Source organism: Clostridium sp. LXY-7, from assembly GCF_056172015.1.
On sequence record NZ_JBLLJL010000002.1, the window covers coordinates 1,021,055 to 1,035,005 of the forward strand.

General features: G+C 29.9%; 11 protein-coding genes. 3 read left to right on the forward strand and 8 right to left on the reverse strand.

The features are described 5' to 3' along the window. Positions 1–9: 9 nt before the first annotated feature. The 3 genes from ACI48Q_RS11945 to pepV all read right to left on the reverse strand — a co-directional run bounded on the left by ACI48Q_RS11945 (position 10) and on the right by pepV (position 3,392). Positions 10–651, reverse strand: coding sequence for a YdcF family protein (locus ACI48Q_RS11945; RefSeq protein ID WP_474919305.1), 642 nt, complete (start codon positions 649–651; stop codon positions 10–12). A gap of 307 nt (positions 652–958) precedes the next feature. Then, a complete protein-coding gene (locus ACI48Q_RS11950) occupies positions 959–1,855 on the reverse strand; it encodes a chemotaxis protein (protein ID WP_474919306.1) in 897 nt (298 codons plus the stop codon). Between the two features lie 139 nt (positions 1,856–1,994). Then, entirely contained in the window at positions 1,995–3,392 is a 1,398-nt protein-coding gene (gene pepV, locus ACI48Q_RS11955) for a dipeptidase PepV (RefSeq protein ID WP_474919307.1), read from the reverse strand. A 273-nt stretch (positions 3,393–3,665) separates the two neighbouring features. Here pepV and ACI48Q_RS11960 point away from each other — a divergent pair, with 273 nt between their 5' ends. Beyond that, positions 3,666–4,883 (forward strand): aminopeptidase, encoded by a 1,218-nt coding sequence (locus ACI48Q_RS11960; protein WP_474919531.1) that lies wholly within the window; start codon positions 3,666–3,668, stop codon positions 4,881–4,883. A 107-nt stretch (positions 4,884–4,990) separates the two neighbouring features. Here ACI48Q_RS11960 and ACI48Q_RS11965 read toward each other — a convergent pair whose 3' ends face one another. Beyond that, the gene (locus ACI48Q_RS11965) at positions 4,991–5,860 is read right to left on the reverse strand and encodes a ComEC/Rec2 family competence protein (RefSeq protein ID WP_474919308.1); all 870 of its coding nucleotides are present in this window, start codon (positions 5,858–5,860) and stop codon (positions 4,991–4,993) included. Between the two features lie 100 nt (positions 5,861–5,960). After that, a complete protein-coding gene (locus ACI48Q_RS11970; RefSeq protein ID WP_474919309.1) occupies positions 5,961–6,920 on the reverse strand; it encodes an aromatic acid exporter family protein in 960 nt (319 codons plus the stop codon). A 248-nt stretch (positions 6,921–7,168) separates the two neighbouring features. Between ACI48Q_RS11970 and ACI48Q_RS11975 the strand changes: the two genes are divergently transcribed. Continuing rightward, complete coding sequence (locus ACI48Q_RS11975) at positions 7,169–7,954, forward strand: class I SAM-dependent methyltransferase (protein ID WP_474919310.1); 786 nt, start codon at positions 7,169–7,171, stop codon at positions 7,952–7,954. Between the two features lie 139 nt (positions 7,955–8,093). Here the strand turns inward: ACI48Q_RS11975 and ACI48Q_RS11980 are convergent, their stop codons facing one another. Both ACI48Q_RS11980 and ACI48Q_RS11985 read right to left on the reverse strand, forming a co-directional pair. Continuing rightward, on the reverse strand, positions 8,094–9,845 hold the full coding sequence (locus ACI48Q_RS11980; RefSeq protein ID WP_474919311.1) for a S8 family peptidase: 1,752 nt from the start codon (positions 9,843–9,845) through the stop codon (positions 8,094–8,096). A gap of 205 nt (positions 9,846–10,050) precedes the next feature. Then, positions 10,051–11,292, reverse strand: coding sequence for a hypothetical protein (locus tag ACI48Q_RS11985; RefSeq protein WP_474919312.1), 1,242 nt, complete (start codon positions 11,290–11,292; stop codon positions 10,051–10,053). Between the two features lie 419 nt (positions 11,293–11,711). Between ACI48Q_RS11985 and ACI48Q_RS11990 the strand changes: the two genes are divergently transcribed. Then, positions 11,712–12,044, forward strand: coding sequence for a YmaF family protein (locus ACI48Q_RS11990; RefSeq protein WP_474919313.1), 333 nt, complete (start codon positions 11,712–11,714; stop codon positions 12,042–12,044). Between the two features lie 200 nt (positions 12,045–12,244). On the opposite strand, the gene ACI48Q_RS11995 is transcribed toward ACI48Q_RS11990, so the two are convergent. After that, on the reverse strand, positions 12,245–13,951 hold the full coding sequence (locus ACI48Q_RS11995) for an ABC transporter ATP-binding protein (RefSeq protein WP_474919314.1): 1,707 nt from the start codon (positions 13,949–13,951) through the stop codon (positions 12,245–12,247).

The window sequence follows — 13,951 nt, forward strand, 5'->3', positions numbered from 1 at the left end:
AATCACAAGTTAGCTTATAAACCAATATTTTATCACTCCAAAGAATTCCCTTACATAAAAATTCAATGCAGAAATCTTACCAGTTTTTGCAGCATAACACTTAATATTAAGTCCCAATTTCTCTCCTATTGTCTTTGCTCTATACATATGAAAACTATTAGTTATAACTGTGGTAGACTTACCTTCTCCTATAATATAGCTAGAGAATTTAAAATTCTCATAGGTATTGGTGGATTTGTCCTCCATTATTATCAATTTTTCTTCCAGTCCATTATTCATTAAATAGGTTTTCATAGCCTCAGCTTCACTTATATCTTCATTTTTTCCTTTTCCACCACTAACTATAACTTTAGTATCAGGATTGAGACTATTAAATTCTAAAGCTTTATCTAACCTCAGTCTCAATGACTGAGATATTTTATCTCCATTAAGTCCTGCTCCTAAAACCAATACATAATCCGTTTTATCATCTTCCTGCTTGCTTCCATGATAAACTATGATAGACTCTACGGTTAAAAATCCTATGATTCCTATTATAAAAAGAATTATAATAAAATTCTTAACTGCTCCATTTATTATTTGTTTATTAACAACTATCTTTAGTATAAACAACCCTATAGATAGAACTAGCCAAAACTCTGCAAATGCCATATGAAAAGTTACAATTTTCAATATAATGTAGTACAACAATGACATAATAGATAAGATTATAAGTACTTTATCAAAAATAACTATTTTACCACCTAATTTCTATATATAAATTAACTTAATTATTAATCTTTGTTTTAATATGGTGTTGATAATGAACTACATATCATTTAAAACAAAGCCAATTATTAAGATTATATCATAGTATTTAGGTTATAATTGTATTATTTTAGTTAATCATACTTGATAAATAAAAGAGACTATCTCAAAGCGGTTAAAATTTTGGCTTTGAAATAGTCTTTGTAAAATATTATTTATCTACAAGTTCATCAATACAATCTACTAAATTACTTACTTCGGGTTTACTTAGTTGAGCATTAGCTCCAACAGATTTCCCTTTATGTTCTAACTCTTTTGTAATTAGAGAAGAGAAAATTATTATTGGCAGTGATTTTAGTATTGGATGTTCCTTGATTTTTCTAGTTAATGTGTGTCCATCCATTTGTGGCATCTCTATGTCTGTTACTATTAAATCCACATCCTCTTTAAAATCTTCTCCCTTTTGTGCCACTAAATTTTCTAGATAGTTTAGCACTTCTTTTCCATCATCAAAGGTCTTTAATTTTGTAAATCCAGCTTTGTTTAAAGTTTCTTTTAATAAGCTTCTAATAAGTACAGAATCATCAGCCATAAGAATTTTAACATTGGATCTATCCTTATAGGCTATATCACTAATTCTTTCCTTACTTATTCCAACCTTTGGATTTATATCTGTAACTATCTTTTCAAAGTCCAATAAAAGAAGGATTTTTTCTCCTAACACTATATTTCCTATAACTAATGAAGTTGGTGTAATAACACTAGGCTTTCTAATTTCTTCCCATTTAATCCTATGAACTCCCACTATTTGATCTATGTTAAAAGCCACTTTTAAATTATTAAACTCACATATAATAATTGTGCAATTATCTTGTAAATCCTTTTTTCCTTCAAGTATATATTTTAAATCTACCAAGGTTATTATTTCATCTCTACACAATATTAATCCACCAATTTCTGGTGGAGCTTGTGGAATAGGAGTTATTCCATTGCACTCATCAACTTCTTTTACTTTAATTATATTAATAACATAATTTTTCCCACCTATAATAAATTCTAATACCTCTAACTCTCCAGTACCACTTTCTAATAATATATCATTACTCATAATTTTCACTCCTTTATAAACACTGACATTATCTCATAATAAAATCTTATTCTTTATATATATCGTTAAGATTACATTATTCTTTATAAAATTTAGGTATATGAAATAAAACATTGATTAGTGATTTTTTGAATATGCCTTATTGCAATAGCTCATAAATGGCCTCAGCATATATTTCTGTCAATTGCATCAATCTATCTATTTTTATAAATTCATTAGGCTTATGAGCAGTTCCTTGTTCACTAGGAAAACCTGGACCAAATGCAACTATATTATCCATAGCTCTAGCATAAGTACCTCCACCTGTTGTCATTGGTTCTGTTTCATAATCTCCTGTACAACGTCTATATACCTTCAGTAATTTATTTATTAATGGACTCTCTTTAGAAAAACATATCGGCCTTAGATGGGTAATAACTTTAATTTTAAAGCATGAATATTTAAATCCATTTCTAATCCCATCAATAATATCATAGTACTCATTGTTAATAGGATATCTAATATTTATTTTCATGCTCACTTCATCAGAATTTAATTCTATAAGTCCTACATTAAAGGTAAACTTACCTGAATCTTCATCTTCGAAGTTGCAATTTATATTTTCTCCATTATAAAAGGTTGAAATTAACCTATTATACTCATCTATAAATTTTCTTTTATCAATTAGTTCATTAAATCTTCCTAAAAATTTTATACCATAGGAAATTGCATTTACTCCCTTTTCAGGAGTTGCTCCATGAGCAGCAACTCCATGAAACTCTATCTTTATTAGCTTTTTATCGCAATTGATAATTCCTCTAATTTTTTCTTCTTTACAAAATAACATTAATTCGGTTTCTATTTTCTCTTTAAAATAGCTGTCACAACCTAAAATCAAGCAAGCCTTAGAGGGTACACTGTTTATAGCTTCTCCCCCAGTAATACTCACCAAACTTATAGGCATGTCCTTGTCAATTTTTAACTCAGAAGTTAACTCAATATCAACTATACCCTTTTCTCCATATATAACAGGAAAACTACCATCAGGAGTAAATCCTATGTTAGGTGCCTTTTCATACTCTTTATAATACTTAATACATTTCCAATCAGTTTCCTCGTTAGTTCCTATTATAAGCCTAACTTTCTTATCCTCAGGAATCAAACCCTTTTCCTTTAATATTTTCATGGCATACATTGATGCAATTATAGGTCCCTTATCGTCTGTAGCACCTCTTCCATATATTTTCCCATCTGAAATCTCCCCTCCAAAAGGGTTAAAATTCCAGCCTTCACCTTCTGGTACCACATCAACATGACAAAGTACTCCTACCGTATATTCTCCTTTGCCCGCATCCACATGCCCTGCATATCCTGCAAAATTTTGAGATTCAAAATCAAATTCTCTACCTCTATTCAATATATAGGTGAGGGCTTCATGAACACCTTCTCCAAAAGGCATATTAGGCTTAACCTCATCTTCTACAGATCTATACTTAATCAAATTAACTAAATCATGAACTATATGGTCCTGCTCCTTTTGCACATCCTCTTTAAACATACGTTTCTCCCCTTTTGTACCTTTATCGCTAACCTAATTATACTTGAAATTTGCTATATTGTAACTTATATTTGTTAAATAAAATAGAAGTCTCCTATTTTAGTTGATACTTCTATTTAAACATACTCTAAAAATCATTGAGTTGCTCTTTCCACATTTATCCGATGGCTAGCATCTATTCTAATAAAGTGTGGATTTTAATTACTGTTAAAGGTATAATTGTAATAATCTTAATATGAAGAAAGGTGTGTTAACGTGGATAATAAAGATGAAATGTTAAAGAAATATGCGAAATTAAGTGTTAACGTAGGTGTTAATGTACAAAAAGATCAGACACTTGTGATAATGTCACCTATAGAATGTGCTAATTTCACTAGAATGATAGTAGCTGAAGCCTATGAAAGTGGTGCTAAAGAAGTGGTTGTACATTGGAGTGATGAGGAGTGTGCAAAACTTAAATACTTAAACTCTCCTATGGAAGTTTTCGAAAGCTATCCTGAGTGGCAAAGAGATTCAGTGCTCACCTATGCTAAAAATGGAGCTTGTTTTTTAAGTATAAGTGCATCTAATCCTGAACTATTAAAAGATGTAGATCCTAAAAAAATAGCTGCATTCCAAAAATCTGCTAGCATATCTAGAAAGGATTTCAGTGAAAGACTTATGAGTAATCAAAACTCTTGGTCTATAATTGCACTTCCTACTGTTGGATGGGCAACTAAAGTGTTCCCAGAACTTTCAGAAAAAGATTCCGTTGACAAGTTATGGGAAGAAATATTCAAAATAGTAAGAATCGATAAAGATGATCCTGTTCTAGCTTGGGAAGAGCATAAAAAGAATCTTGCAGATAAGATGACCTGTTTAAATAGCAAAAATCTTAAGGCACTTCATTATAAAAATTCCCTAGGTACTGATTTAATGTTAGAGCTTGTAGAAAATCATCTATGGGTTGGAGGCTCTGAATATACTTCTGATGGCATAGAATTTATTGCTAATATACCAACGGAAGAGATTTTCTCTATGCCTAAAAAACATGGAGTTAATGGAACCGTAGTAAGTTCAAAACCTTTAAACTACGGTGGGAATTTAATAGAAAACTTTTCTTTAACTTTTAAAGATGGTAGAGTTGTGGATTTCTCTGCTGAAAAAGGCTATGAGAGTTTGAAAAATTTAATTGAAACTGATGAAGGCTCTCACTATCTTGGTGAAGTAGCCCTAGTTCCTTTTAATTCTCCTATTTCAAATTCAAATATAGTATTCTTTAATACTCTATATGATGAAAATGCTTCTTGTCATTTTGCACTTGGCAAAGCATATACTCTATGTATAAAAAATGGAGTTGAAATGACTAAGGAAGAATTGGAAGCTGCTGGTGGAAATGATTCTTTAACACATGTAGATTTTATGCTTGGCACTTCTGATTTAAATATAACAGGAATCGGTTTTGATGGAACTGAGACTCCTATATTTAAAAATGGAGATTGGGCCTTTTAAATAAATATTTTTCTTATTTCATAATCTTTAAAAGTATTCTATATACTATAATATGAGGTGATGCAATACCAACACCTCATATTATTTAATACTATTATTTAAATATATTATTGAGAAATATGAAGATCTCCTCCATCACTGATACATTTGATTTCTCCCTTTCCAGTTATAAAAGTCTTCGTATTATTCATCTTCAGAAGTTGCAATACTTCCTCACTTATTGGATTTTTACTTTCCTCTATGTCATTGGTAATAATAGCAAACTTAGGCTTTATAGTGTTTATAAATATAGATGTTAAATCCTCGAATCCTCCATGATGAGGCACTTTCAATAAGGTATAATTAGCTATATTTTTATTTAAAAGAAGTTCTTCTAGTCCTTCTTCTTCTATATCTCCAGTGAATAAGAATTTATTACTTCCATGTTTCATTTCTAAAACTAAGGAGTGATCATTCTCTTCTTTATAATATTTCTTAGAAGGAAATAAAATCTCAAATTCTAGTTCTCCAAGATTAAATTTATCTGATGCTTTTCCTACTACATTAGGTATACCTTTTTCTAATATAGCCTCTTCAAGTTTATTATATGGTTTTGAATCTACAATTAAATCGCTTTTTATTATTCTATCTACTGTTATATTTTCAAGTATCTTTGGTGCTCCACCTATATGATCTTTATGAGGATGAGTTAAAATTAAATAATCCAATTTATTTATACCTAAATCCCCTAATCTTCTTACCAATAAACCTCCATCTTTATTAGTTCCGCTATCAATTAAAATATTTCCACTATAGCTCTTAATTAAAATACTGTCAGCTTTTCCAACATTGAAGAAATATATATTTACTTTATCTAAGAGATTGTTGTTTTCACTTTCCTTGGAAGGCAAAAGTAAACTTTTGAAATTCCATAATAAAAATATACATAGTAGAGTTCCCAATGTTAATGCTATAATTTTAAAATATGAGTTTTTCATGGGTCACCTCCAAATTTTTATGCAACATATAAAATCTACTCTATTATACAAGGCCTTGTTTTAAATGTTTGTTTTAATATAGTTAATTATCAACACTATATTAAAACAAAGTCTTTCTATAAAACTCATATTTAATATCTAAAAACTCTTCCAAATCATTTATAAATTGATAAAGCATTGCTCTATTCTCAAACTCTTCTCTAGTCTTTGGAAGGTCCATTTCTCTAAATATATTCCTCATATCACTTAATTCTTCCACTAGGTCTTCAACTGAATTATTTTCATCTAAAGAAACTGCTATCTTTTCTGTAAATTTTGATATAATTATAGTTTGTTCATAGGTCATAAAGAATCTTCTAAAATGTTGTCTCATCCTATTTAGTACCTTAAACTGTTCATTTCTCATATTCATATATTCTATATAATAAGTATTAGGTGATATAAAATAATTATTAAAATCTATATAAGCAAACTTCTTACCTTTTCTCAAATTTTCCTTCAAAGTAGTAAACAACTTCTCCTCTTCTATGGATACTGTTTGATTCTCAAGGCCTATACTCATTTTCATAAGTATATCTCTCATAAGGCTCTCCACTTCATCTCGAAGATCCTTTATTTTATCCTCTACCTTTGGAATATATAAATTTAATAAAAGTGCCACAGTGACTCCTATTATCACTAATAGAATTTCATTGATTATAAGTGATATAGTTACTACTTTTTCTGCCAGTATATGAGTAGCTAATACCGAAGTTACCACAATGCCCTGGGATAAATTAAATTTTACCGCTATGGGAATAAATATTATTAAAAATAATCCAAACACTATGGGGTTATGTCCCAAGAATGTAAATAACAGTGTTGATAGTAATAATCCAATGATTGTGGCTAAAATCCTTTCAAATACCAATGCTAGGGATAACCTCTTGGTATTTTGAATGCTTAGAATGGTTATTACTCCTGCGGATGCACTGTAGCTTAGACCTAACCCTTGTGCAATTATTATAGCTATGGCAGCTCCTACTCCCGTTTTTATAGTTCTAGAACCTAAAAATTTCATTTTTTCACTCCCTTCCCCTATATTCATATTCTTTATATTATAAACTATTATTCTATTTCCAATAATACTTTTAGTGTTTATTACATATAATATTTTTCATATGATAACTTTTATTCTCTTATAATTCAGTTTAAGTTTTGCTTTAAATGGTTGTTGATTTTAGAACTAAGCCTTAATTTTAAATCACTAATGCTATAAATTTGGAATATGATATATTACCCCTATTAAATTATGTTAAGGTGAATAATATGAAAATTGATATAGCGAAGCATAATAGTATAGCTTGGGACAAAGAGGCTATGCGAGGTAGTAAGTGGACAAAACCCCTTAACAATAAAGAAATAGAAAAAGCTAAACGGGGTTATTGTAAACTTTTTTTAACTCCTTCAAGAGCAGTTCCCCCAGAATGGCTAGAAGGTATAGCCAATAAAAAGGTACTTTGTCTCGGAGGTGGCGGCGGTCAACAGAGTGCTATATTAGCACTTCTTGGAGCTGATGTGACAGTTGTAGACATATCCAATGAACAACTTAAAAATGATGAATTTATAGCGAAAACCTATAATTTAAATATAACCACAATACAGGGTGATATGAGAAATCTAAGTTTTTTAGATAATAATAGCTTCCATTTAATAATTCATCCTATATCTAATATCTTTATAGATGATGTATTAATAGTTTGGAAAGAATGCTACAGAGTCCTAAAAGCTAATGGAGTTTTAATATCTGGTATAATTAACTCTCTATTATATTTATTTGATTTTGAAGATGACTGCAATCCTCTAGCTGTTAAATATTCCATCCCCTATTCCACCATTAATTCTATTTGTGATGAGGAATTAGAAAGTTTTCTAAAAAAAGAGAGTCCTTTTGAATTTTCTCATACTTTAGAAGAGCAGATTCAAGGTCAAATAGATGCAGGTTTCTCAATTACAGGATTTCTGGAGGATAACTCAGGAGGCCAATATATTCTTGATAAATATATAAATAGCTATATTTTAGTAAGAGCTGAAAAATTATCAAGTGATTCTTAGTTTCAGATAAATAAAAGGACTATCTCAAAATAAGATTTTGAGATAGTCCTTTTCTAATAGAGAAAATATCTATTCCACTACTACATTTAATATTTTAAAAATGCTCTATGATCTACAGTAAAATGCCATGACACCATAATTACCTCACTGATTTAAACGTATTTTCTAAATCAAATCTTCCATACCCATAGGTAGGAATAGGATAAATAGTTCCCTTTTGCCTAACTGCAGTACGGGCAAGTATACCCTTTAAACCTTGTACATTCAAACTAGGTTTATTAGCTTGCCGCGCCCATTCTAAAAATAATGCACACCCGCCAGCAACTACAGCTGTAGCAACACAACTTCCACTAACAAGAGTCATTCCTCCACCAGCCTTAACAGTAAGTTGATTTATTCCTCCTGCGGCAATTAACGGGCTAATATATCTTTCAACATCAAATCCTCTTCCCGAGTCAGCAACTGAAGTATCATTAGTTTGATTATAATAGGCTACTGAAATTACAGATTGAGAAGTACTTGGAATGGTCAAAGTTGTAAATTGGCTTATACTTCCAAATGCCGTTCCTTCACCTATAATATCTCTCTGAGGTAACCAAGCATCATAACGACCATCGCTAATATATTCACCAGTAAGATAAAAAGACCAAATTCCTTCTTGAAGGTTATACAATTCTACTTGAATTAACTCTCCACCACCTAAATCATAGGGATAATAGTATCTTATTACTGCTCTTGTATTTTCATAGCTAAAATTAAAAGTAACTATATTAGACTCTGTAGGATTTATAACCTCTAAGGATTCACCAGAGGGTGAATCTATACCTAATAGTGCTTTATTAGGTGATTTAAGCCAAATTTGAAATATGAGATTTTTAATATTTACCACCTTTAATTCAATAATACTACGATTTACAGCACCAACACCGCCTATGAATCCCGTTGTGTGAGTCCTACTATTTCCTTCATTTCCAGTACCGCAGACTACAATAAAATTGTCGCTTATAGATAATGTGTCTATATACGTGCCTAATAAAGATAAGCCAGTATGAGATCCAAAATTTGTCCCTACTCCAATAAATATAATCATTGGCTTGTTATTAGTTGAAAAAATTTCATATAAGTGTCTTAGTCCAAGGGCTATATCACAAGATGCATATAATGGTGCATTAGTATTGGCTGACTCTTTAAAGAAAGCTTCATAATACGTATATCTCTTAAGTTTTATAATAGCTAATTCACATTCAGGAGCAATCCCCTTAAAAACTTCTCTATTTCCGCTAGCAGCCATGATTCCAGACATTTGAGTTCCATGACCAATTTCATCTCTACTAGGTACTATTGCATAGGGATCTCCATCATTATTTTTAACATTAATAGCCTCATTTATTTGCTCTTTCGTATAAACAACACCAAAAGGTACCCCCGCAGAAGGAGGGTCACTTTGAATTGATTGATCCCATATACTTTGTATTCTTGTAGTTCCATCTGGAGATAAAAAGGCATTATTTAAATAATCAATCCCTGTATCTATAATTCCAATAATAACATCTTTTCCAGTAACATTTATAGCTGGATTATTTTGAACCTTTCTAATCTGGGCTGCTTCTATAGGTGTAATTGCTGTAATATCTTGTAATGTAGAAAAATCATTATTAGAGGTTTCTATCAGGGTGAATGGATCAATCTTATCAATATAATTAATTGTAGAAGTTTTTTGTAAAAACTCATCTATCATATCACCTTTTACAGCTAATGCTGCAAGATAATCATTTAAAGCATATGCACACACATAATCCATAGATTCCATCTCTTCTAAAAAATTCCCTGAATAATCTACAAAGAGATTTAAATAAGTTGGGTCATAAAAGAGGTTATTACAATATGCCAAATTAACCACCTGAAAATTAATACTATAATATAATATTCACGAAGTGTATATTATATGATTGTATAATTATGTTTTAATACAATGTTAAGTCCAGTTTCAACTCAAGTTTAAAACATAGCTAATTTTAAGTTTATTTAATTTATTATACTACTCTTTATTTTGATACAGTCCCTTTAATAAGTATGTTAATCCTTAACTTATACTATTATTTTACTCTACCTACAGTAGTATTATCACATGTTCTATCTCTAAGGTCTTCTATTGGATTCGGTGCTTCCTCAAATCTATAATCCATTCCTTTTTGTTTAATATAATTATCTATAACTATATGACTTGCAACCTCATTAACATTTTTATTTACGATATTTTGATATTTAAAGAAATCAAAGTCATTTGGAAGATTTGATACTTCAGTATAATCTTCTCTTTGGGCAGTTAGTCTAGCTGTTTTCTGTACTTCTCGTACATATTCTTTGTTTGGACCCAATTTAAGTAACTTTGGAAAAGCTCCAGTTGGTATGACTTGCTGCCATTCCTTACCTTCATATTTCTTTAATAGTTCAGCCGCTTTATGTAAATGCGCTACTTCTTGAATGTAATTTTGTTCCCATATCTTTTTAATATTTTCATCTGTTTCATCTTCATAGCATGAATAATATAAATAACATTCTGTGTATTCATGCATAAGTAACTCTTCAAGCCATGTACAATTGGTATCCTTCAAGCTTCCATATTGAGTAACGTGCTGCTCCTCAATCATTCCAATTTCTAAATAAAGCTTTCTTCCAATATCAGTTTTATATAAAGAGCTAACATTCATATAATAATTCATTGTTTGCTGTTCTGCTGCTGTTATAATTCCTATATTAAGTTTTGTCAGTGGATCAGCAGTTTTAAAATCTACAAATCTTCTCATATCATCATAAGGGTAACGGTGTTCTGATATTGTAGGCCTACCTGGCATAATCTCTGTATAGTGTCCTACAAGATTCTCTGCTTTAACTCCCTGTTCCATTTCAAGTAAATCAGCATATCTATATAAGTGATCAAAATCTTCAAGTAATGCAAAATCTAGAGCTTGCTTTACATATATATTGGATTCATTCTTTGCAAGTGCACATGTTAAATCAACAGCTAGTTGTTCATAACTTATTGTTGTTTCAAGTATAGTCTCATCAAGTGGCCTTAAATTACTAATTTTCTTTTGTTGCTGCTGTTCAATTCTTCTCATAAGTGCAAGTTCGCGCCTTATATCATTATTATTACAATGACGAGAAAATTGATGTGAAAACCAAGTTGCTTCAAATTCCGTACCATTCATTAAAATTATACGAGTTTTAGTATATGGATCCACTTCATTCTTATTATATTTTTTAGGATATAACTGTGCCCAGTCTTGAATGGTGGAATCTATGCTAACTGGCTTTTCTTCAAATGGATTTAACATAAAATCACTCCTTTATATTTTTATATCTTATTACCTCATTAATTTTTCCCTAAACACTTTTTTTATTCATTTAATTTATATAAGAAATAATTCTATAACTAAGCTTCAGTTGTAGAAAGTATTCCCAATAAGCAAATTCCATCTAAAGCTAAGAATCACTTGATAACTTCATATCATGTAAAAAGGCACTTATATTTCTATAAGCGCCTTTTATAAGGAGGATTATGCCTTGAATCAGTATACTATATCATATGCTTTACATTTATTATTATTCTAAAAATAACTCATATAGTATCTATCCTTATACGTCTGATTATATACTCTATCTGTAACTATATGAAACATTTCATATAACTTAACCGTACCATTATATCTTCACTTAAATATTATATATTATAAGAGATAAAGGAGGCGAGTTTATGGCTTGTCCTGAAGTAATGCAATTACACGTTCATGAATTTTTAGGTAGCACTAGGGTAGCTGAGCTTGGATCAGATGATGCTCATAATCACCGTTTTGCAGGAATTACTAGCCAAGCAATTCCTTTTGGTGGAACTCATATCCACTTAGTAAACACAAGTACTGACTTTTTTGATCACTTCCACGAAATTGAAGTCATTACTGGTCCTGCAATCCCTGTAGGTGAAGGAAGGCACGTTCACTTTGTATCTGGTACCACCACTTGTGTTGATGACCATGTTCATGAATTCATTTTTACAACTTTAATTCAAGCACCTATATTTGTAAGCTAGATTATTTAATATATGGCAGTTTTACACTGATTTTGTGTAAAGCTGCCTCTTAAATTTTACAATACTTATTTCTTCAATGTAGTTTAAAAAACATATTCTTTAATGAAAAAATCTTAATTTAAGGCTTTGTTTTAAATGGTTGTTGATTTTAGAACTATATATTATTGCGAAGCAAACCATTTGCAGGAAAATTAAATTTATCAACATATTGATGTTTCACTGTTCCACATTGAATAGTATTTTCCCCGCTTATTCATAAGTTTCTCATGATTACCCTGTTCAATTATTTTTCCATCACTTAGTACTAAAATATTATCTGCATTTTTTACTACAGAAAGATTGTGAGCAATCATTATTATGGTTTTATTTTCTCTTACAAGTTTTGATATAGCTTCTTTAACATATAGCTCATTTTCTATATCTAAAGATGCTGTGGCTTCATCAAGAAGAAGTATTGGACTATCTTTAAGTATAGCTCTTGCAATTGAAATACGCTGTTTTTCTCCTCCTGATAATCTATTTCCATTTTCACCTGCAAAAGAATCATATCCACTTTCTAATTTAGTAATAAACTCATCACAATTTGAAGCTTTACATGCACTTACTATTTCCTTATCTAGAGCTTCTTGTTTTGCAAACTTTATATTATTTTTTATACTATCATTAAATAAGAAAACATCTTGATATACCATAGAAATATTTTTCAATACCTTTTCCCCATTGATATTTTTAACGCTTATTCCTCCTATTTTTATATCTCCAGCTTCTGGTTCATAAAATTTTGAAATAAGATTAAGTACTGTGGATTTTCCTGAACCAGAATCCCCCACAATAGCAGTAAGTTCACCATGTTTAGCTTTAAAACTTACATTTTTTAATACAGGATTATCTTCTATATAACTAAAAGAAACATCTTTAAATTCAATATCATAGCTATTTGGATTAAATACAATTTCTGAATAATTATCTTCCTTCTGTAAAGCTATATTATCCATAGCATTTTTTGAAATCATAAGATTTTTATAAGAAGTCAAATCTATAAATAAGGTACCCATAAGCTGGGATATGAAAAAGGATAGGATAACACAAATAACATATTCAGAAGAGGTTATTCTATTAAAAATCAATTCACTTCCTCCAAGTATAATAGTTAACGGTGTACTTATATCTACTATCATTCTATAAATACTCCCTATTGGAACTACTTTAGATTCAAATTTATAACTGATATCACTTATACTCTTTAAAGAGTTATTTATTTTTTCATTCTTTACCCCTCCAAGACCATAACTTCTAAAGGTTTGTATACCATTTATATATTCAACTAAATCACTAACATTATCATTAAGTATATCCTTCTTTCTTCCTCCATACTTTTTAACCAACTTAGATGATATAATCATAAAAGGAATAATTAGTAATGCAGAAATTAAAATTACTATGCCAATAGTATTATTTATAGTAAATAAGAATAACAATGTTACAGCACTTAACGTGATATTTTTAGCTATTTCTCCAACTTTATGTCCTAAAATATCTTCATAATTATTTACGTCATGGGTTATTACGTTAATAAATTCTCCTGTTTTATACTTTGAAAAATTTATAAGCGGAAGGTTCTTTATCTTATTTCCAAGAAAAAGCCTTATACTTCTTGCAGTGGAAGACCCTCCTACATGTCCTAAAGTGTAACCTATAGAATATAAGAGTAAACGTACCATAAATATACATACTAGTAATTTACATAAATTTATTAATTTACTTAATTCAAAGTTATTTTGAAACACTGAATCTATGGTTAAAAATATAACACCTAGTACTGAGCCCGTAAGTAATCCTTCAATTATATTGAGAACAATTGAAACAATCAACTTTTTATCTTTTTTTATCCACATAGAATTTTCCAT

What these genes read in the sequence shown, in the direction of transcription:
- ACI48Q_RS11975 (WP_474919310.1), top strand. Translation starts at nt 7,169, where the DNA reads ATGAAAATTGATATAGCGAAGCATAATAGTATAGCTTGGGACAAAGAG.
- ACI48Q_RS11970 (WP_474919309.1), bottom strand. Translation starts at nt 6,920, where the DNA reads ATGAAATTTTTAGGTTCTAGAACTATAAAAACGGGAGTAGGAGCTGCC.
- ACI48Q_RS11945 (WP_474919305.1), bottom strand. Translation starts at nt 651, where the DNA reads ATGGCATTTGCAGAGTTTTGGCTAGTTCTATCTATAGGGTTGTTTATA.
- ACI48Q_RS11995 (WP_474919314.1), bottom strand. Translation starts at nt 13,951, where the DNA reads ATGGAAAATTCTATGTGGATAAAAAAAGATAAAAAGTTGATTGTTTCA.
- ACI48Q_RS11965 (WP_474919308.1), bottom strand. Translation starts at nt 5,860, where the DNA reads ATGAAAAACTCATATTTTAAAATTATAGCATTAACATTGGGAACTCTA.
- pepV (WP_474919307.1), bottom strand. Translation starts at nt 3,392, where the DNA reads ATGTTTAAAGAGGATGTGCAAAAGGAGCAGGACCATATAGTTCATGAT.
- ACI48Q_RS11985 (WP_474919312.1), bottom strand. Translation starts at nt 11,292, where the DNA reads ATGTTAAATCCATTTGAAGAAAAGCCAGTTAGCATAGATTCCACCATT.
- ACI48Q_RS11960 (WP_474919531.1), top strand. Translation starts at nt 3,666, where the DNA reads ATGTTAAAGAAATATGCGAAATTAAGTGTTAACGTAGGTGTTAATGTA.
- ACI48Q_RS11990 (WP_474919313.1), top strand. Translation starts at nt 11,712, where the DNA reads ATGGCTTGTCCTGAAGTAATGCAATTACACGTTCATGAATTTTTAGGT.
- ACI48Q_RS11950 (WP_474919306.1), bottom strand. Translation starts at nt 1,855, where the DNA reads ATGAGTAATGATATATTATTAGAAAGTGGTACTGGAGAGTTAGAGGTA.